The sequence below is a fragment of the Pseudoalteromonas sp. SR43-3 genome (assembly GCF_014163875.1).
In the GTDB taxonomy this organism is placed as follows: Bacteria; Pseudomonadota; Gammaproteobacteria; order Enterobacterales; family Alteromonadaceae; genus Pseudoalteromonas; species Pseudoalteromonas distincta.
The window spans coordinates 41,529-60,962 of sequence record NZ_JACJEC010000012.1; the positions used below are offsets into that span (position 1 = coordinate 41,529).

Sequence of the window (19,434 nt, forward strand, 5' to 3'; positions counted from 1 at the left end):
CCCATAAATAGGCGATAACGCAGCATAAAGACCAAACATGTGCTGCCCTTTGGGTTCTTTCTAGGGACGATTAACTCTTTGTTGCTCAGTTTTTACTTAGCCCACTAGGTTACAAACCTCTCGCCGCGATTTAATCGCCCCTAGATTGAACAAATTTCAATCCACAAAGATCAACACGCCCTGGTTAAAGTAAGTTAAAGTGCTAATTCTTCTGTAACCGTATTAACATGTGGCACTGGGTGGGCAAAATAATTGCCTTGCATTAGTGTCACATTCGCCTTTTTAAGTGCGGTTACTATGGTTGTATTTTCTACCGATTCTGCCATTAATTGTAAACCAAGTTGATTAGCAAAGCTGGCTATATGCTCAATAAACAAGTAGATATCTTTGTCATTCACTATTTGCTTTATTAGTGCGCCATCTAATTTAATACCATCTACTTCAAGCTTAAGTACGTTTGATATATTTGAATAACCACTACCAAAGTCATCAATAATAACCTTAACGCCTTTCGTTTTAACCATGCCAATAAATGCTTTTACTTCAGAGAAGTTGGCAATAGCTTGGGTTTCTAAAAGCTCTAATGTGATATTACCAGGATGCGGGTAGCGCTTAAGTTCGTCCGCAATAAACTCACTTAAATTAGGGTCGAGCATATCTTGTGCTGTTATATTTAAACTCCAGCAAATATCGGTTTTTCTAAAGCGACTAACACATTGTGAAAATATAGTACGGGTAAGTATTCCGTCCATTCTTGAGCGGGTAACAACATTTAAAAATGCATCAGGTTTTAATACTTCCCCTTGCGCTGTTACCATTCGAGCTAAACATTCGTATTGAACGACCTTATTGGTATTTGTGTCAATAATGGGTTGAAAGTAAGGCACTATACGATTGTTATCAAACGCTTCTCGCACTTCTTTAGCCATTTCTACATTGTATTGATATTGCGTTTTTACATCGTGTAGCGCTTTTGAGTAGTTAACTACACTATGCCTGCCTTGTTTAGCTTGCAGCGCTGCTATATGAGCGTTTTCAAGTAGTAGCGATTTATTACCACTGGCAATACCTGCACATAGGGTTATGTAGATAAAAGGGTCAGTTAATACCGGTGTATTAAAGTTATATGTTTTTACGAGGTCGGTAAATTCGTCATTACTCATTTCCTTAGGCGCGAGTAATACTATTTTATTTGTTGCTAGTCTGTATATATGGCAATGCGTAGAGCTTCTAAGTTTAAAGTGAATAAGTAAGTTTTTCATTACCTTGTCACCCACTTCAGTGCCATAAAAACTGTTTATATCTTCTATTTCATTAACCCAAATAACGGCTAATTGCATGTGATGTGCATTACTTTTTTTAATAAAGTACTCAAGTGCAATATGATTTGAAAAACCAGTACTTGAGTCAGTTGCTAAAGACCGTTTTAGTAAATAAATATATATGGCGGCAACGAGTATCGCGATAAAAAAGAAGAAGCTAGCCATTGCAGCAGCTTTTGATACGCTTTCTTTAAGTTTCTCGTTTAAGTCATAAATAGTGATATCGGCACCCGTTAAATAGGTATTGCCGTTGATTGGGTCAACGTAAGGAATAAAAATTGTTTTAAAGTGGCCCCACTGATCGCTCGATATTTCAAATACTGGCTCTGTTGAATAAAAAGCACTTATATTTGCATCGGTAGCTTCAGGGTAGAGATCTAAAAATTGAGTTACCTTGCCATTATTCTGATCGTCTTGCGTGTAGCTTGATGAGCTAAAAAGCACCTTACCGTCTTTTAAAATCATTGAATAGACATAAGCAATATCAAGTGCTTGAGCAAACTCAGAGAGTTGTTTACTTTTATCTTGATAGTAAGAAAAACTTATATTATCGCCTTGATTAACCGCACTTAAATAATCGTCACCTAAAATATGTTTAACGCTGGTGGCGGCATTAAGTAAGCGATTATCAACCGACTGCATTATTTCAGCACGCGTGGTTTGGTAAGTGTAGTAAACGTAGGTTAGCAAGCTTATTAAAAACAAGCTAAAGCCTGCCACTATCCAACTAACTTTGACTCTTCCTTCTGGCATATGTGTCCCTTTTTTGTTATCAAATTTATTATACCCAAAATAAGTAAATGCCCAATAAATAATTAGGTTTGGTAGAGTTTTAATTAGGGTCTGTTTATCTTTGCGGATTATAATTTGTTCAAACTAGGGGCGATTTAATCGCGGCGCGAGATTTGTAACCTAGTGGTCTAAGTAAAAACCGAGCAACAAAGAGTAAATAGACCCTAGGCAGAACCCTTTGGGCAGCGCCTGTTTGGCATTAATGCTACGTTATCGCCTATTTATGGGGAATAACCACACTACATAGGCGCTGCCTTGCCTAAATACCAAAAGGCTGCTGCAAATTTAACCTTGAAAGATAAATAGACCCTAAATTATCATTTTTTTGTCATCGCTTTGATTGCTTTTATAGGTTTAAACGAGACATTTTAGTTATATTGCAGTAAAGTTAGCGCAATTTTTAAAGAAACACGATTGCTCCAAATGTCCTAATAAGTAGGCGTTTTTGATGGGTAAGCGCGTGTTTTAGCTACACACACACTAGGTATTAAGATGGATCAAAAGCGTTGTGCCGTCGCCTCTAAAGAAAGCCTTAAGCGTATATTTACTGTACCTGAAGCGCCAGACTCAACTTTAAGCAAAATCGAGCTTGAAATTTCGAGTAATTTAGCAGGTTTTTTAAACGAAAATATAGCGGCAATTGAAAAACCATTACATGAAATAGAAAAAGATTTTCAATCGGCAGTGATCCCAGAAGATCCAACGTTTGTCTCTGCTTATGCCCAAGACATAATGGAGCAGCTTGTTGCACATTCTGTGCATACAGCTGCGCCTAGTTTTATTGGTCACATGACCTCTGCCTTGCCGCACTTTTTATTACCGCTGTCAAAATTGATGGTAGGGCTAAATCAAAATCTAGTAAAAATAGAAACATCTAAAGCGTTTACGCCTCTTGAGCGTCAAGTGCTTGGGATGATGCATCATTTAGCTTATGGGCAAGAAGACTCATTTTATTCTAAATGGATGCACAGTGCTAAAACCTCATTAGGTGCATTTTGCTCTGGTGGTACGGTTGCTAATATTACTGCGCTTTGGATTGCGCGAAACCGCTTATTAAAACCTGATGGCGATTTTAGAGGTATTGGCGCACAAGGCTTAATTGCTGGTATGCTGCATTACGGTTATAAAGGTTTAGCAGTATTAATATCAGAACGCGGACATTACTCATTAGGTAAATCGGTTGATTTACTCGGCATTGGTCGCGATAACTTAATTGGTATTAAAACCTGTGAAAATAATAAAGTCGATGTAACAGCTATGCGTGAAAAAGCACGTGAGCTTGAAGCGCAAGGCATTAAAGTAATGGCGATTATTGGGGTCGCGGGAACAACCGAGACCGGTAATATTGACCCACTTGATGAAATGGCCGACTTAGCACAAGACATTAACTGCCATTTTCATGTAGATGCAGCATGGGGGGGAGCGACCCTTTTATCGAGTACGCACCGTCCTTTACTAAAAGGGATTGAGCGAGCAGATTCAATTACCATCGATGCACATAAACAAATGTATGTACCAATGGGAGCGGGTTTGGTTTTATTTAAAGACCCCGCTGCAACTGATGCAATAGAACATCACGCTGAGTACATATTACGTAAAGGTTCAAAAGACTTAGGTAGCCACACGCTTGAAGGCAGCCGACCTGGTATGGCAATGTTAGTACATGCTTGCTTACGTGTTATTGGTCGTAAAGGTTACGAAATGCTGATTGATCGAAGCATCAAAAAAGCACATTACTTTGCTGATTTAATTAAGGCTGATGAAGACTTTGAGCTTATTTCGGAGCCTGAGTTGTGCTTATTAACGTATCGTTATGTACCTAAGCAAATTAAACAAGCAATAGCCGATGCAGATGCTGCAACTCGGTTAGATATTTTTGCTTCACTGAACCGTTTTACTGCCAGTATGCAAAAGCGTCAACGCGAGTCAGGTCGCTCATTTGTATCACGTACACGCTTAACGCCTTCTAAATACGACAATCAACCAACGGTTGTATTTAGAGTGGTTCTTGCTAACCCGCTTACCTCAGGCGCTATTTTAAAAGAGATATTAGCTGAGCAAAAAGAGTTGGCTGCAACAGATCCGGTATTCAAAAAATACTTGAGAAAGTATATGTAATCTAAATACAAAAAAGGGTCCATAAGGACCCTTTTTTAATATCAAAGAATGGTTAATGTAAAATACGTGCTCTAATTGTACCCTCAACAGCGCTCAGTTCTTTAAGTGCTACTTCAGATTGATCTGTATCAACATCAATAACTACATAACCAATAGATGCGTCTGTTTGTAGGTATTGCGCAGCAATATTAATACCGTGCTGTGCAAACGCTTGGTTAATTTGCGTTAGTACACCTGGGCGGTTGTGGTGTACGTGTAATAAACGGCTACGATTAGCAAGCTCAGGTAGCGATACTTCAGGGAAGTTAACCGCAGTAATAGTTGAGCCATTATCTGAATATTTAGCCAATTTACCCGCTACTTCAATACCAATGTTTTCTTGCGCTTCTTGTGTAGAACCACCAATGTGCGGCGTTAAAATAACATTGTCGAATTGGCGCAGTGGCGATACAAATTCTTCATCGTTAGATTTTGGCTCAGTAGGGAACACATCGATTGCTGCACCACTTAGTTTTTTCTCTGTAAGCGCTTCTGCAAGAGCATCAATATCAACAACAGTTCCGCGTGATGCATTGATCAAAATAGACCCCTGCTTCATAACTGCAAGTTCTGCTGTACCAATAAGGTTTTTAGTTTGCGGTGTTTCTGGTACATGTAAGCTAATAATATCAGAGCGTTGTAACAGCTGAGTAAGGTTATGAACTTGTGTTGCATTACCCAGTGATAACTTATCTTCGATATCGTAAAACTTCACGTTCATACCGATATTTTCAGCCATAATACCTAGCTGAGTACCAATGTGACCGTAGCCAATAATACCTAATGTTTTACCACGTGCTTCAAACGAACCATTTGCTGTTTTTAACCAGCCACCACGATGAGCCGCTGCATTACGCTCTGGAATACCACGTAATAAAAGTAGAATTTCGCCAAGTACAAGTTCAGCAACTGAACGAGTATTAGAAAATGGAGCGTTAAATACAGCAATACCACGTTCGCGTGCTGCATCTAAATCAACTTGGTTTGTACCAATACAAAAACAACCAATAGCAACTAGCTTTTCAGCTGAGTCTAATACAGCTTGGTTAATATGAGTACGAGAACGAAGTCCTACAAAGTGAACATCTTTAATGCGCTCTTTAAGCTCGTCCTCAGGTAAGGATGTTTTAACGTAGTCGATATTGCTGTAACCGTTACGTTTTAGCGTTTCAACAGCGCTTTGGTGAACACCTTCAAGCAAGAGAATTTTAATTTTGTCTTTTGCTAACGATACCTTACTCATAACCTCATCCTATTTAATTTGTGGCCCATTTTTGGTACCGATAATCACTTTATCAGCACCTCGCATCGCAAATAGGCCGTTGGTAACTACGCCAACAATTGAATTGATTTGTGTTTCAAGTTGTTTGGCATTGGTAATTTTTAAGTTAAATACATCTAATATAACGTTACCATTATCGGTAACTACGCCTTGGCGATAAACAGGGTCACCACCAAGTTTTAATAATTCTCGTGCAACGTAGCTGCGCGCCATTGGAATAACTTCTACCGGAAGCGGGAAGTCACCCAATGTATCTACCAGCTTTGTGTCATCAACAATACACACAAACTGTTTTGCAACTGCTGCTACTATTTTTTCACGTGTTAGCGCTGCGCCGCCGCCTTTAATCATTTCGTTTTGAGCGTTTATTTCGTCAGCGCCGTCAACGTATACATCTAAAGCATCAACGTTATTAAGTTCAAACACTTCAATACCTAACGCTTCCAAACGTGCAGTTGACGCTTCTGAGCTTGATACAGCGCCTACAATAGTGTCCTTTACTGAGCCAAGGGCATCAATAAAGTGATTAACAGTAGAGCCTGTACCGACACCTACAATGGTGTTTTCTTTTACAAACTCGAGTGCTGCCCAGGCAGCTGCTTTTTTTAATTCGTCTTGTGTCATTGCTTTGTGCTCATGTATGTCAGAAATATGCGGCTAGTAACCAAAATTAAATGTTACCAACTGTATGTTTTATCTGGGGTGATAATGGTTTCAAGTGGTACGTCCCATGACTCGATTGGTAGAGCATCAACTTTTTGGCATTCATGTGCAAGGCCAATTAGTTGCGGTTTTTGCCAATTTTGTTCATGTAAACGTGCCAATGTCCGGTCGTAAAACCCACCTCCCATTCCTAGGCGATTACCTTGTTTATCAAATGCCACTAATGGCATAAGGAGGTAATCAAGCGCTGGTAATGGGCATATTTGAGAGCAGTTCAGCTTAGGCTCCAAGATACCATAGCGATTTGCCCTCATGGGTGAGTTTTTCTCATAGCGCTGAAATAGTAAATTAGCGCCATTGAATGGGTGTATTATAGGTAGATAAACAGCATGGTTTAAGTTCCATAATTCTTTAATTAACAATGAGGTGTCTAGTTCTCCGTCGTTACTTAAATAAATGGCAATATGCTTTGAATTCGTTGTATTTTCGCTTTTTAAGTGTTGAATAAAATTCATTTTTAGCGATTGCGCAGCAATTATTTGCTGATTATTTGACAAGTTTTTACGGGTGTTACGAATTTCAGCTCTTATTTGTGCGCGTTTATTGCTCATTAAACTAATTAGCCATTTTTAAAAAGAGAATAAATCGGGAAAAATTAAAAAAACAGCCAGTACGACTAGCAAAATGGTGGCAGTTGCAATCAATGAATATAAAAGTAAGTTACTGCGTTTTTTAGGAGTCGCTAAATCCTCATCTAGCATTAGGTCGTCATCTTGCCATTCGTCTACACTTTCGTCTGGTGTATTTAATTGAGCTTCAGGAAGGCGTTGCTCTAGCTCATCTAGCTTTTCTTCAAGGCGTATTAAGCTGCTAGTGATGTAATCAAGTGCATCAAAAATACGTTCATCACGTTGGTTGTTATTTGCAGCTGCGGGGGAGCTATTTTGAATCGCATTTGAAACAGCTTGCAGCTTACTTTTAATACCTAGGCTTGCTAATAACTTAGTCTGTTTTAACGCTTTGTCTTTATCGCTTGGCGCAAACAGCGGCTTACCTTTAAAAAAAAGAGCTACTTTTTCATCTGACGTTTTTAATTTTGCAGCTAAGTTTGCGCACGCTGTTTTTATGTCAACGTTATCGGCAAGTCCTGCAAATATAACGCGAAAGTTATCGGCCATTTAACTATCCCTAAAGCTTTTATAATGAAATGAGTATATACCTAAAGTACAAAAGAATTCGAGGTTGATTTTATAGTTATTTTGTAGACGTACTACAAACAATGTAACTGATAAGTTTTAGATACAAAAACGGCCCTATTAAGGGCCGTTTTTAATTTACTTCAACACTTTTAGCTTAAAGGCCAGCAGCTGCACGAAGTGCATCAGCTTTATCTGTACGTTCCCAAGGGAATTCGTCACGACCAAAGTGGCCGTAAGCCGCTGTAGGAAGGTAGATAGGGCGCTCTAAATCAAGCATTTGAATTAAGCCGTAAGGGCGCAGGTCAAAGTGTTCACGAATAAGCTCGATTAAACGGCTTTCTTCTAACTTGCTTGTACCAAACGTTTCAACGCTGATAGATGTAGGCTCTGCAACACCGATTGCGTAAGAAACTTGTAATTCACATTTATCAGCAAGGCCAGCCGCAACTACGTTTTTAGCAACGTAACGTGCAGCGTATGCAGCTGAGCGGTCAACTTTTGATGGATCTTTACCAGAGAAAGCACCACCACCGTGACGAGCCATACCACCGTATGTATCAACGATGATTTTACGACCTGTTAAACCACAATCGCCCATTGGTCCGCCAATTACAAAGCGACCCGTTGGGTTAATGAAAAATTTAGTCGCGCTTGTAATAAGCTCTGCAGGAAGGACCGGCTTGATGATAGTCTCCATCACCGCTTCTACTAAATCTTTTTGCGAAATGTCTTCGCTGTGCTGAGTAGATAGTACTACTGCATCAATACCTACTGGCTTACCATTTTCGTATGCAAAAGTAACTTGAGATTTTGCATCTGGACGTAACCAGTTAAGCTCGCCGCTTTTACGTACTTGCGCTTGGCGCTGTACTAAACGGTGTGAGTAAGTAATTGGCGCAGGCATTAGTACTTCTGTTTCGTTACATGCGTAACCAAACATAAGACCTTGGTCGCCAGCACCTTGTTCTTCTGGGCTAGTACGGTCAACACCTTGGTTAATGTCAGGAGACTGTTTACCAATAGTGTTTAAAATTGCACATGAATCTGCATCGAAACCCATGTCTGAATGCGTGTAGCCAATTTCACGTACTGTTTTACGTGTAATTTCTTCAATATCAACCCATGCGCTAGTAGTGATTTCACCACCAACCATAACCATACCTGTTTTTACGTAAGTTTCGCACGCAACACGGGCATGAGAGTCTTGCTCTAGGATAGCATCAAGTACCGCATCAGAGATTTGATCGGCGATTTTATCCGGATGACCTTCAGAAACTGATTCAGAAGTAAATAAATGTTTTGCCATTGTATTTCTGCTCACAAATATTGCGCTTCACAAACGTCGGTATTAGCGCTAAAAAATTAAGGGGCGTATTTTATCGAAAACAAAACACCTTGCATAGTGTTTTTACGCCTAGACGTCTAAATAAAATTACTAATAACTTTTTGGTCTTAAAAAATATTCATAATGCCTCACTTTTATAGGGTTTTTAATTGCACACAGCCCCCACAATAAGTAAGAATGGTCGATATAAACAAACCCAAGTTACTTGGGTGCATAAACAAACACATAAATACCCGCGCAAATACACATAAAGGTAGGAGAATTCATGCCATCTCGCAAAGAACTTGCAAATGCTATTCGCGTCTTGTCAATGGACGCAGTACAAAAGGCCAAATCTGGTCACCCTGGAGCCCCTATGGGCATGGCTGATATCGCAGAAGTATTATGGCGCGATTATCTAAAACACAACCCAACAAATCCAGAGTGGGCTGACCGTGACAGATTTATTCTTTCAAACGGCCACGGTTCAATGCTTATCTATTCTCTATTGCATCTAAGTGGTTACGACTTACCACTGGACGAAATTAAAAACTTCCGTCAAATGCATTCTAAAACACCAGGTCACCCTGAATATGGCTATGCACCAGGAATCGAAACTACTACGGGTCCATTAGGTCAAGGGATCACAAATGCCGTAGGTATGGCAATTGCTGAAAAAGCGCTAGCTGCACAGTTTAACCGCGAAGGTCACGATATTGTTGATCACTTTACCTATACATTTATGGGCGATGGCTGCCTTATGGAAGGTATTTCTCATGAAGCTGGTTCACTTGCAGGCACATTAGGTCTGGGTAAACTTGTTGCATTTTGGGATGACAACGGCATTTCAATCGATGGTGAAGTAGAAGGTTGGTTTACAGATGACACGCCAGCTCGCTTTAAAGCATACGGTTGGCATGTAATTAGTGGTGTTGATGGCCACGACAGCGATGCTATAAGTGCTGCAATTGCAGAAGCTAAAAGTGTTACCGATAAACCATCACTAATTTGTTGTAAAACAATTATTGGTTACGGCTCACCTAATAAATCTGGTAGCCACGATTGTCACGGTGCACCACTAGGTGATGACGAAATTAAAGCGTCTCGCGAATTCTTAGGTTGGACTGGCGATGCGTTCGAAATTCCTGATGATATTTACGCACAATGGGATAGCAAAGAAAAAGGTCAGCAGCTTGAATCAAGCTGGGACGAAAAATTTGCAGCATACGCAAAAGCATACCCAGAGCTTGCAGCTGAATATAAGCGTCGTATTAATAACGAACTACCTGGCGATTGGGCTGAAAAATCTCAAGCGTACATTGAGCAATTACAAGCAAACCCTGCAAACCCAGCGTCTCGTAAAGCATCGCAAAATGCATTAAACGCATTTGGTCCGTTATTACCAGAATTTATGGGTGGCTCAGCCGATTTAGCAGGCTCAAACTTAACAATTTGGGATGGCTCTAAAGGTTTAACACACGACGATGCAAGCGGTAACTACATTTACTACGGTGTACGTGAGTTTGGTATGTCGGCAATTATGAATGGTATTGCCCTTCATAAAGGCTTTATTCCTTACGGTGCTACGTTCTTAATGTTTGTTGAATATGCAAAAAATGCCGTACGTATGGCTGCATTAATGAAGCAACCAAGCATTTTTGTATACACGCACGATTCAATCGGTTTAGGTGAAGATGGTCCAACTCACCAACCAGTAGAGCAAATTGCAAGCATGCGTTTAACGCCTAACTTATACAACTGGCGCCCATGTGACCAAGTTGAGTCGGCAATTGCATGGCAACAAGCTATTGAGCGTAAAGACGGTCCTACATCGTTAATCTTTACTCGCCAAGGTCTTGAGCAACAAGCGCGTGACGTACAGCAATTAGCAGACGTTAAAAAGGGTGGTTACATCCTTAGCTGTGACGGCAATCCTGAAATTATTTTCATTGCGACGGGCTCTGAAGTGCAACTAGCACAAGATTCAGCAACTGAGCTACGCAGCCAAGGTAAAAAGGTACGTGTTGTATCTATGCCATGTACTGATGCCTTTGAAGATCAAAGCGCAGAGTACAAAGAAAGCGTATTACCGGCATCTGTTACACGCCGCGTAGCAGTAGAAGCAGGTATTGCCGACTACTGGTACAAGTACGTAGGTCTAAATGGCGCAGTAGTAGGTATGACTACCTTTGGTGAGTCGGCACCTGCTGGTGAGCTGTTTGAGCACTTTGGTTTTACAGTGGCAAACATTGTAAGCAAAGCAAACGAGCTTTTTTAATCGCTTTGATTAAATAAAGTAAGTAATTGAAAAACCCGCACATGTTGCGGGTTTTTTTATGCCCTAACATGAAGCAACTTCACCTTGAACAATGCTGCTTTCCTTGCAAGAAAGTAAGCTATCAGGCAAGGTAGTGCGATAAAATTTATAAATAAAAATCTTAAATTAATAGCAGGAGCTAAAAATGCCAAAGTTCGATAACGTAAGTGTAGTAAAAAAAGCCAATGTATATTTTGACGGAAAAGTGTCGAGCCGTACCGTTATTTTAGGTGATGGCGAAGCGAAAACTTTAGGCTTTATGCAACCTGGTGAGTTTGTTTTTGATACAAACCAAAAAGAATGCATGGAGCTTTTAGCTGGCCAATGGGATATTTTATTACCAGGGGCAAGTGAGTGGAAAACATTTAACGCAGGTGAATCGTTTAATGTTGATGCAAATGTAAGCTTTAAAGTAAAAGTATCTGATTTTGCTGACTACTGTTGTTCGTACACAGATTAATCAATACAGCTAGACGTCTGAAAGCCCATGCACTATGGGCTTTGCATAAACTTTGTACAACGCATGATTTAAATCACCAAAAACCGCAAATAAACCTCAAATATCTCTCTTTTTTCCTTGTGTTAATCTAAATAGCCCCCAATACTATTTATGAGGTAACAAATAAAAGGATACCCTATGAAAATTAATCTTTCTGGTCACCATGTTGAAGTTACTGACTCTATTAGAGAGCACATCAACGAAAAATTTTCAAAAATCGAGAGCCACTTTCCATCGCTTATTGCACTCGATATTATTTTGTCTAAAGAGCATCATAAAATCCAAGCTGAAATTAGCACTAATTACGAAGGCACGCGCATATCGGTAAAAGGGGAAAACGAAGTTATGTACCCTGCCATTGCAAGCGCAGCTAAAAAACTCGATGCGGCACTAAAACATCGAAAAGGGCAGATAAAAGCAAACTTACACGAAAAGCCTGTTAGCACTACACCTGAAATCGCACACGAGATCATCCAAGAGATGGATCTTAAATAAAATTTAGTCACAAAGTATTGTAAAAAAGAGCCGTATGGCTCTTTTTTATTGCCTGTAATTTAGGTAAGTTATGCGTTCTTGCAGTTTATTAATCAAAGAAATTAATAAAAGCAGCGTATAACACACATATTTTGAGAAATTAATGCACACAACAAAAGCAGTATGGAAGTCTCGACTAGGTGCGCTTGGACCTGGAATACTCATGGCAACAGCCGCTATTGGCGGATCTCACCTAGTTGCCTCTACGCAAGCTGGGGCAATATTTGGCTGGCAACTATTTTGGCTAATACTGGTTGTTAATGTTTTAAAGTACCCGTTTTTTCGCTTTGGTATGGAATACACACTCGCGACTAAAAATAGCCTAGTGGAGGGCTATAAAAGTAAAGGCCCGTTTTATTTTTACAGTTTTATCGGTTTAAACATTGTAGCCGCCGTAGTTAATACCGCTGGCGTATTACTACTTACTGCAAGCTTACTGCATTACGCGTTGCCCGTAGTGATAGAAGTAACACTGCTATGTTGGATATTATTAGGAGTGTGCTTAGCCATATTATTGTTAGGGCACTTTAAAGCGCTCGACAGTGTGGCCAAAGGCATAATGGGGTTATTAACGCTGGCTACCGTTATTGCGTTAGTTATCGCGTTTAGTAATGGCCCAATGGCGCCTGCTGACTATGTTGGCCCATCACCTTACGAGCTGACTATGCTGAGCTTTATGGTGGCTTTAATGGGTTGGATGCCAGCCCCTATCGAAATATCTGCATTAAGTTCTTTATGGCTAAAAGAAAAACAAGCGCAGCAAACAGTTTCTAAAAGCCAAGGCTTGTTCGATTTTAACGTAGGTTACTGGCTTACAGCTGGCTTAGCCTTGGTATTTTTTAGCTTAGGTGTATTAGTGCAGTACGGGCAAACCAGTAGTATAGAACTCGGCGGTGTCGCGTTTGCCAAGCAGCTTATTGATATGTACGCATTAACAATAGGCGAGTGGGCAAGGCCGCTTGTATCAGCAATCGCCTTTTTATGTATGTTTGGCACTACACTTACCGTGCTAGATGGCTACGCCCGCACGCTTAACGAATCTCATAAACTACTTGGCTTTGGGCAATCAAAACACAGCCTAAATATTTGGCTTGTACTGCAAGCACTAGCTGGCATGGCCGTTATTTTATTTTTTAAATCAGCCCTTGGTCCAATGCTTACGTTTGCAATGACACTTTCGTTTGTTACCACCCCCGTTTTTGCATGGCTTAACTTTAGCCTTGTGCGCTCAGAGCCTGCTATAAAGCACAGCGTGCTATTACGTAGTTTAACGTGGTTAGGTTTAGTGTATTTAGTAGGCTTTGCTGTTGCGTTTGTAGTATGGAAACTAGCAGCCTAAATAGAGCCACTTACTTTAGGGTTTTCATTAAAGCCCTAAAGCATTAAATTCTAGGGTTAAACGAGGTATAAATGGATATTAGAATAGGTGAGCTTTCAAACCCACACGTTATAAAACTACTACATGCGCATCATAACGATATGCTAAAGCACTCACCTGTTGAGAGCGTACATGCACTTGATGTGAGCAAACTCACTCAGCCCGATATAATCTTTTATAGCTTATGGATTGATAATAATTTAGCGGGTGTTGGCGCATTAAAAGCGCTCGATGCCACTCATGGCGAAATTAAATCAATGCGCACCTCAAGCAACTATTTACGCCAAGGCATCGCTGCTAAATTGCTCACGCATATTATTGAGCAAGCAACTTTGCGAGGTTACAAAAAGTTAAGCTTAGAGACCGGCACGGCAAAGGCATTTTTGCCCGCACAAAAGCTTTACACTCAATTTGGTTTTAAAGAGTGCGAACCGTTTGCTGATTATGAGTTAGATTCGTACAGCTTGTTTATGAGTAAAGGGCTTCAAAAGTGAGTAGGGGATGTTATGGAATATAAGGTTGAATATTCAGCTCCAGCACTGGATGAATTTACTAATTTACGCGCACAAGCAAAGTGGCAAAACCCTGACGATAAAACATTAAAAGCAAGCATCGAAAATTCATTGTTTTGGGTTGCCGTGTACCACATCGATAAGTTGATAGGTACTGGTAGAATAATCGGTGATGGCGCAATGTATTTTTATATTCAAGATGTAATTGTTGCGCCAAGCTATCAAAAACAAGGCATAGGTCATTTAGTTATGACCCACATTGAAGACTACCTAAGCAACACCTGCTCTAATGGCGCTACAATAGCTTTATTAAGTGCTCGCGGTAAAGAAAGTTTTTATACACAATATGGTTATGTAAAGCGTGATGGAGATGTTTTAGGATTAGGAATGTGTAAGTTTATTAAGTAAATAAAATTCTACAGAAAAAATAAAATGTCTTTAATATAATAATTTAACTGGATCAGAATAATATGGAAGTTAATAAGTTTGGTTTGAGTAGAGTAATTCCAGCAGAAATAAAGCGAGAGATTCGTCAGCAATGTGGGTTCGGGTGTGTTATTTGTGGATTAGGAATAATTCAATATGAACATGTAGATCCTGAGTTTAAAGATGCAAATAAACATGACCCGGCTAATATGACCCTCCTATGTCCTCAATGCCATTCAAAGGTAACTACAAAAATGTGGTCAAAGTCACGTGTAAAATTAGCAATGCGGATGCCAAAGTGTTTACAACAAGGTTACTCTAATGAGTTTTTTGATTTCCCAGAGCGTAATCCTTCTTTAATTTTTGGTGGTGTCAAGTTAAGCAACTGTAAAATCCCTATTCAAGTTGCAAATTACCCATTATTTCAATTAAAAAAACCAGAGTACTTAGGTCAACCATTTTTGCTATCTGGTCTATTTACAGACTCTAATGGAGAAGTCTCACTAGAAATTAAAGATAATGAGTGGAAAGCTAATTCTTCTCTCTGGGATGTAGAAGTTAAAGGCCCTTGTATAACTATTAGAGAAAGGCATCGAAAAATACATCTTGTACTAACTATCACTGAGCAGTGTGATATTTTGGTTTCGCGTCTGGATATGGTTTTTGCAGGCTTCTATTTTGAAGCTAATGGTGATTATTTAAAAGTAACTTTTCCTGATGGAGGTTCTTCAGAGTTATCTGGATGTGTTGCAGATAATTGTAATGTTGGTATTTCTTTTTGATGTAAATAACTAAAGCTACTATTACTTTTTAAATTGATGATTCAAACTACTCTAATACAAATATAGCTGAGTCAAACTTTAACTCAGCCCTTTTATCGCTCTACTTATCCCATCTAAACTAAGCGCATACATGCGGTTGTTCATTAGCTTTTTTATAAAGCCAATTGATTGGTAGTGCAGCCAATGCTCGACGAGTTGTGAGTTTAGCCAATCTAGCCTAATTGTTACTCATTTGAGTAAACAACAATTTCGTCAGAATTTGGTAATTTATAAAATCCAACATTTTTTGATTGCTTACCCATGAAATCAATAGCATATTTCATCTCTGCAATTGTTCTTACTGTAGAAAATTTATCTTTAAAACATGCTGAGAATTCGTATGTGAAAGATGTTGACTGATCATAACCTCCCAGCTCTAAAAGGTTATACTCAGTAAAAGGATCTGGTCCTAAAATTTGATGAGAGGTAATAAAAGGCACCCTAGAGTCTTGTGATTTCCAATCATTCAAGCATTTAGCTTCAACATTGCTTGCTAATAAATAAATGCTTTTATTCTTTTTAGAGTCACTTATAAAGATAGTAATAAAAACCAAATTTATAATAAGTGATGCAAACAAAATTAATTTTAATATATTTCTATTATTCACTTTAACTCAGCTCTTTTATCGCTCTACTTATCCCATCTAAACTCAACGCATACATGCGGTTGTTCATTAGCTCTTTTATAAAGCCAATCGATTGATAGTATGGCCAGTGTTCAACGGGTTGTGGGTTGAGCCAGGCGACTTTATCAAAGTGGTTTGTGACACGTGATAACCATGCACTGCCGGGCTCTTCGTTGTAGTGTTCTACCGAGCCGCCAGGGTAGGCTATTTCATATGGGCCCATAGTGGCATCACCGACAAATATTACTTTGTAGTCGCTGGTAAATTTATTAATCAGCGTCATGGTGTCAATCACGTTTGAATGGCGGCGCGCGTTGTCTTGCCAGACGTGCTCGTATAAACAGTTATGAAAGTAGTAAAACTCTAGGTGTTTAAATTCGCTGTGGGCGGCGCTAAATAGCTCTTCGCAGGTATGAATGTAGTCATCCATTGAGCCGCCAATATCAAATAGCATCAATACTTTTACTGCATTGTGGCGCTCGGGCGCCATTTTTACATCAAGCATGCCGCCTTGTTTTGCAGTAGCGCGAATAGTCTCGTTTAAATCTAGCGTGTCGCTTGCGCCTGTGCGGGCGAACTTTCGTAACTTTTTAAGGGCGAGTTTAACTGTGCGCGAACTAATTTCTCTGTCGGTGTCGAGGTTTTTGTATTCTCGTTTATCCCACACTTTTACTGCTTGGCGGTTACGGTTGCCGTCTTGCCCTATACGCACACCTTCTGGGTTATAGCCGTATGCACCAAAAGGTGATGTGCCGCCAGTGCCCACCCATTTATTGCCGCCAGCGTGGCGTTTTTGTTGCTCTTCTAAACGCTCTTTTAGGGTTTTCATAAGCTCGTCGAGCCCGCCCATGGCTTTTAGTTGGGCTTTTTCTTCATCGCTTAGGTGTTTTTCAAACTCTTTACGTAGCCAATCTTCAGGTAGGTTGTGCTGTTGCTTTAAGCTCTCGAGCAAATCAAGGTCGGCAATACCGCTAAAGTAGTCGCTAAAGGCTTTGTCGAATCGATCAAAGTGCGTTTCGTCTTTTACCATTATGGTGCGTGCTAAATGGTAAAAGGCGTCTACGTCGGCAAATATAACGCCTTTTTTTAAGGCGTTAATTAAATCGAGTAATTCGCGCAGGCTTACAGGTAGGCGGTATTCACGCAGTTTGAAGAAAAACGCAATCAACATCTTAACGGCGGCTCATAAAGGCGAGTTTTTCGATTAGGCTTATATCTTGCTCGTTTTTAAGTAAGGCGCCAAACATTGGCATTAATCCGCCTTTTTGCGCTTTGTCGTGCAGTGTTTTAGCGTCTATGTCTTCAGCCATTAAAAGCTTTAACCAATCGAGTAATTCGCTGGTGGAAGGTTTCTTTTTAAGGCCGTTTGTTTCGCGCAGGTTAAAAAACACTTCAAGTGCTTGGCGTACTAAATCCTGTTTAACGTTAGGGTAGTGCACGTCAATAATTTGCTGCATTTCATCGCTGCTAGGAAAATCAATGTAATGAAAAAAGCAGCGGCGTAAAAATGCGTCCGGTAATTCCTTTTCATTATTGGAAGTGATGATCACAATTGGGCGCTCTTTTGCGACAATGCGCTCGTTAGTCTCATAAACATGAAACTCCATTTTATCAAGCTCAAGTAGTAAGTCGTTTGGGAACTCTATGTCGGCTTTGTCTATTTCATCAATTAAAAGCACTGGGCGTTTACCGTTGAGTTCTGCATACGTAAATGCCTGCCAAAGCTTACCTTTAACGATGTAGTTGCCAATATTGTGTACACGCTCGTCACCTAGTTGGCTGTCGCGCAGGCGCGAAACCGCGTCGTACTCGTATAAACCTTGCTGCGCTTTAGTAGTCGATTTTATATGCCACTGAATAAGCGTGGTATCTAAGCTTTTAGCCAACTCCTCAGCCAGCATGGTTTTACCTGTGCCAGGTTCGCCTTTAATTAAAAGTGGTTTTTCGAGCATAATGGCAGCATTTACAGCTTGTTTAAGTGCGCTACTCGCTATGTAATTGTCAGTTGAATTAAATTGCACGGTGTACCCTTGTCTGGTCTGAGCAGTAAGTTATTTTGTTATAATGCCATAGTTAAGCAGCAGGTCCAATATAAGCAAAACGCGCTATAGTTATACCGTCTTTTTCTATTGTTTCGTTAAACATGCTTAATGGGCGCGCCCATATACCAAATTCACCATAAAGTGCTTGGTAAATCACAAGCTGTTCCTCGGTTTCGCTATGGGTGGCAACATGAATAACTTTATATTGCGGGCCTTTGTAGTGTTGGTATATGCCTGGTTTTAGGGAAAGTGGTTTTATTGCTGTAGTCATGTTTTGATCTCTTGTATAATTTGGCTTTGCACTTTTAATGTTAACTAATTTGCCAATACTATGAACTATATTTCTTTAGATGATTACAAAAAGGCGTGGGTTTTTCGCCACAAAGATTTACCTGTATCTGATGAAGACGCAGCAAAAATAAAGCCTATGAGCGACGAGCGCGCAGCAGTACTTTGGACAACCATGGTGAGCCGTGAGTTTGATCACCCTGATTTTTTTGAAGACACCGATTGGTGTGGTCAAGAAAAAAGCTTTAGCCAAGAAGTAGATTGGCAAGATGCGTGGGAAAATGGCGATGCGTTACCACCAGAAGCAATCTTAACGTTTTTAGATTGGGAAGCTAACACCACGGTTTATTTTTGTATGGCACGCGATAATATTATCGAAACGACGTTTGATGTATTTAAACGCAATTGGCAAAACTTTATGTTTTTAGCTGATGGCAGTTTATTGATTGGTAAAAAGCGTAATACGGTTGTGCAATTTTTAGAATCAGGTAAAGCAAAATTAGGTGAAAAGCCAAGCGCTTAAAATAGTGCGCTGCGCTTAAAAAACATTCAATACTGTGTTATAAAACATTTACCTGAATATTTTTGAGTACAGCTTTTGGTCGCTAAAAATCAGTCACTTGGTGCTCAACAGCAAGTTGAAATTTGGCAAACTGATGCACAAAAAGTGTTGTATGCACAATTGTGCAATGCGTTTTATCAGCGTGAGGTTCAGCGATTAGTTGCAGAGCCTAATGCCGATAAACTGCGCCGCCAATTAAAAAGCCTACCTTATTATATTGAGCGAGCGGCAACGTTAGTTGCCAATGGTGACACGCCTTTTACGCTTGATGCACAAAATGGTACGTGGCTTGAAAAGCAAAAACCGACCCCACCCGATGTGAATGTTCAAGCTAATGAACTTTTTTATCAAACGTATGCCAAAGTGGGGCTTATTGTGCCCGTTATATTGCATGGCTACGATCAGGTGCGTCTTAGAATAGACAGTATCGATCAGTTAGGCGAGAATAAGCTGCATTGTAACGAGCTTGGTTGGTTTGATTTTTTAGGAAATGGGCTAGAGCAGCAAAATGCTCAGCTAATAAAGCCAAGTAAAGTGAGTTTAACCGCTGCATGTTGCGGGCATCAGTGGCAATTTTCGAAGCGTTGCATGCCACGGGTTTTATCACTACGCGAAATGCTTTTAGCGGGTAGTATTAATTGGCGCAATTTAAAGCGCCCCTTAGCGTATTAAAGTTAAGGTATTTGGAAT

The 19,434-nt window shown here is 40.0% G+C and carries 20 protein-coding genes; 10 read left to right on the top strand and 10 right to left on the bottom strand.

The features are described 5' to 3' along the window. Positions 1-194: 194 nt before the first annotated feature. A complete protein-coding gene (locus tag H5088_RS13790; RefSeq protein ID WP_033020723.1) occupies positions 195-2,075 on the bottom strand; it encodes a GGDEF domain-containing protein in 1,881 nt (626 codons plus the stop codon). A 531-nt stretch (positions 2,076-2,606) separates the two neighbouring features. Between H5088_RS13790 and panP the strand changes: the two genes are divergently transcribed. Further along, positions 2,607-4,232: a pyridoxal-dependent aspartate 1-decarboxylase PanP gene (gene panP, locus H5088_RS13795; RefSeq protein WP_002958981.1), complete on the top strand. Its 1,626-nt coding sequence runs from the start codon at positions 2,607-2,609 to the stop codon at positions 4,230-4,232. Between the two features lie 52 nt (positions 4,233-4,284). On the opposite strand, the gene serA is transcribed toward panP, so the two are convergent. The 5 genes from serA to metK form a co-directional block, all read right to left on the bottom strand. Beyond that, positions 4,285-5,514 carry a phosphoglycerate dehydrogenase gene (gene serA / locus H5088_RS13800; RefSeq protein ID WP_182753311.1) on the bottom strand — a complete coding sequence of 410 codons (1,230 nt, stop codon included), beginning with the start codon at positions 5,512-5,514 and terminating at the stop codon, positions 4,285-4,287. A 9-nt stretch (positions 5,515-5,523) separates the two neighbouring features. After that, complete coding sequence (rpiA, locus tag H5088_RS13805; RefSeq protein WP_002958979.1) at positions 5,524-6,177, bottom strand: ribose-5-phosphate isomerase RpiA; 654 nt, start codon at positions 6,175-6,177, stop codon at positions 5,524-5,526. A 53-nt stretch (positions 6,178-6,230) separates the two neighbouring features. Then, a complete protein-coding gene (locus H5088_RS13810) occupies positions 6,231-6,827 on the bottom strand; it encodes a 5-formyltetrahydrofolate cyclo-ligase (RefSeq protein ID WP_182753313.1) in 597 nt (198 codons plus the stop codon). 18 nt (positions 6,828-6,845) lie between these two features. Then, positions 6,846-7,394, bottom strand: coding sequence for a hypothetical protein (locus tag H5088_RS13815; protein WP_182695082.1), 549 nt, complete (start codon positions 7,392-7,394; stop codon positions 6,846-6,848). A gap of 175 nt (positions 7,395-7,569) precedes the next feature. Next, on the bottom strand, positions 7,570-8,721 hold the full coding sequence (gene metK, locus H5088_RS13820) for a methionine adenosyltransferase (RefSeq protein WP_002958976.1): 1,152 nt from the start codon (positions 8,719-8,721) through the stop codon (positions 7,570-7,572). A 304-nt stretch (positions 8,722-9,025) separates the two neighbouring features. Between metK and tkt the strand changes: the two genes are divergently transcribed. The 7 genes from tkt to H5088_RS13855 all read left to right on the top strand — a co-directional run bounded on the left by tkt (position 9,026) and on the right by H5088_RS13855 (position 15,187). Then, entirely contained in the window at positions 9,026-11,017 is a 1,992-nt protein-coding gene (gene tkt, locus H5088_RS13825; RefSeq protein WP_182753315.1) for a transketolase, read from the top strand. Positions 11,018-11,201: 184 nt separating this feature from the next. Continuing rightward, positions 11,202-11,516 carry a pyrimidine/purine nucleoside phosphorylase gene (locus H5088_RS13830; RefSeq protein ID WP_002958974.1) on the top strand — a complete coding sequence of 105 codons (315 nt, stop codon included), beginning with the start codon at positions 11,202-11,204 and terminating at the stop codon, positions 11,514-11,516. Between the two features lie 177 nt (positions 11,517-11,693). Beyond that, entirely contained in the window at positions 11,694-12,050 is a 357-nt protein-coding gene (hpf, locus tag H5088_RS13835) for a ribosome hibernation-promoting factor, HPF/YfiA family (protein WP_007376058.1), read from the top strand. A 202-nt stretch (positions 12,051-12,252) separates the two neighbouring features. Further along, complete coding sequence (locus H5088_RS13840; protein ID WP_182753367.1) at positions 12,253-13,428, top strand: NRAMP family divalent metal transporter; 1,176 nt, start codon at positions 12,253-12,255, stop codon at positions 13,426-13,428. A 71-nt stretch (positions 13,429-13,499) separates the two neighbouring features. Continuing rightward, positions 13,500-13,961 (top strand): GNAT family N-acetyltransferase, encoded by a 462-nt coding sequence (locus H5088_RS13845; RefSeq protein WP_182753318.1) that lies wholly within the window; start codon positions 13,500-13,502, stop codon positions 13,959-13,961. A gap of 12 nt (positions 13,962-13,973) precedes the next feature. Beyond that, positions 13,974-14,387, top strand: coding sequence for a GNAT family N-acetyltransferase (locus H5088_RS13850; RefSeq protein WP_182753320.1), 414 nt, complete (start codon positions 13,974-13,976; stop codon positions 14,385-14,387). 62 nt (positions 14,388-14,449) lie between these two features. After that, entirely contained in the window at positions 14,450-15,187 is a 738-nt protein-coding gene (locus H5088_RS13855) for an HNH endonuclease (protein WP_182753322.1), read from the top strand. 224 nt (positions 15,188-15,411) lie between these two features. Here H5088_RS13855 and H5088_RS13860 read toward each other — a convergent pair whose 3' ends face one another. The 4 genes from H5088_RS13860 to H5088_RS13875 are packed head-to-tail and all read right to left on the bottom strand — an operon-like array spanning position 15,412 to position 18,165. Further along, a complete protein-coding gene (locus H5088_RS13860) occupies positions 15,412-15,834 on the bottom strand; it encodes a hypothetical protein (RefSeq protein WP_182720481.1) in 423 nt (140 codons plus the stop codon). 1 nt (position 15,835) lies between these two features. After that, positions 15,836-17,023 (bottom strand): VWA domain-containing protein, encoded by a 1,188-nt coding sequence (locus tag H5088_RS13865; protein ID WP_182720480.1) that lies wholly within the window; start codon positions 17,021-17,023, stop codon positions 15,836-15,838. Between the two features lies 1 nt (position 17,024). Next, the gene (locus H5088_RS13870; protein WP_182753324.1) at positions 17,025-17,873 is read right to left on the bottom strand and encodes a MoxR family ATPase; all 849 of its coding nucleotides are present in this window, start codon (positions 17,871-17,873) and stop codon (positions 17,025-17,027) included. A 52-nt stretch (positions 17,874-17,925) separates the two neighbouring features. After that, positions 17,926-18,165, bottom strand: a complete 240-nt coding sequence (locus tag H5088_RS13875; protein ID WP_149603096.1) for a DUF1653 domain-containing protein — start codon at positions 18,163-18,165, stop codon at positions 17,926-17,928. Between the two features lie 60 nt (positions 18,166-18,225). On the opposite strand from H5088_RS13875, the gene H5088_RS13880 reads away from it, so the two are divergent. Next, positions 18,226-18,705, top strand: a complete 480-nt coding sequence (locus H5088_RS13880) for a DUF2947 domain-containing protein (protein ID WP_002958965.1) — start codon at positions 18,226-18,228, stop codon at positions 18,703-18,705. A gap of 75 nt (positions 18,706-18,780) precedes the next feature. Beyond that, on the top strand, positions 18,781-19,416 hold the full coding sequence (locus H5088_RS13885; RefSeq protein WP_002958964.1) for a hypothetical protein: 636 nt from the start codon (positions 18,781-18,783) through the stop codon (positions 19,414-19,416). Positions 19,417-19,434: the final 18 nt, after the last annotated feature.

Excerpts from the sequence above, each read along its gene's own strand:
- H5088_RS13830 (WP_002958974.1), top strand. The coding sequence starts at position 11,202 with ATGCCAAAGTTCGATAACGTAAGTGTAGTAAAAAAAGCCAATGTATAT.
- H5088_RS13850 (WP_182753320.1), top strand. The coding sequence starts at position 13,974 with ATGGAATATAAGGTTGAATATTCAGCTCCAGCACTGGATGAATTTACT.
- panP (WP_002958981.1), top strand. The coding sequence starts at position 2,607 with ATGGATCAAAAGCGTTGTGCCGTCGCCTCTAAAGAAAGCCTTAAGCGT.
- hpf (WP_007376058.1), top strand. The coding sequence starts at position 11,694 with ATGAAAATTAATCTTTCTGGTCACCATGTTGAAGTTACTGACTCTATT.
- H5088_RS13880 (WP_002958965.1), top strand. The coding sequence starts at position 18,226 with ATGAACTATATTTCTTTAGATGATTACAAAAAGGCGTGGGTTTTTCGC.
- H5088_RS13875 (WP_149603096.1), bottom strand. The coding sequence starts at position 18,165 with ATGACTACAGCAATAAAACCACTTTCCCTAAAACCAGGCATATACCAA.
- H5088_RS13790 (WP_033020723.1), bottom strand. The coding sequence starts at position 2,075 with ATGCCAGAAGGAAGAGTCAAAGTTAGTTGGATAGTGGCAGGCTTTAGC.
- H5088_RS13840 (WP_182753367.1), top strand. The coding sequence starts at position 12,253 with ATGGCAACAGCCGCTATTGGCGGATCTCACCTAGTTGCCTCTACGCAA.
- metK (WP_002958976.1), bottom strand. The coding sequence starts at position 8,721 with ATGGCAAAACATTTATTTACTTCTGAATCAGTTTCTGAAGGTCATCCG.
- H5088_RS13815 (WP_182695082.1), bottom strand. The coding sequence starts at position 7,394 with ATGGCCGATAACTTTCGCGTTATATTTGCAGGACTTGCCGATAACGTT.
- serA (WP_182753311.1), bottom strand. The coding sequence starts at position 5,514 with ATGAGTAAGGTATCGTTAGCAAAAGACAAAATTAAAATTCTCTTGCTT.
- H5088_RS13810 (WP_182753313.1), bottom strand. The coding sequence starts at position 6,827 with ATGAGCAATAAACGCGCACAAATAAGAGCTGAAATTCGTAACACCCGT.
- H5088_RS13865 (WP_182720480.1), bottom strand. The coding sequence starts at position 17,023 with ATGTTGATTGCGTTTTTCTTCAAACTGCGTGAATACCGCCTACCTGTA.
- rpiA (WP_002958979.1), bottom strand. The coding sequence starts at position 6,177 with ATGACACAAGACGAATTAAAAAAAGCAGCTGCCTGGGCAGCACTCGAG.
- H5088_RS13855 (WP_182753322.1), top strand. The coding sequence starts at position 14,450 with ATGGAAGTTAATAAGTTTGGTTTGAGTAGAGTAATTCCAGCAGAAATA.
- H5088_RS13845 (WP_182753318.1), top strand. The coding sequence starts at position 13,500 with ATGGATATTAGAATAGGTGAGCTTTCAAACCCACACGTTATAAAACTA.
- tkt (WP_182753315.1), top strand. The coding sequence starts at position 9,026 with ATGCCATCTCGCAAAGAACTTGCAAATGCTATTCGCGTCTTGTCAATG.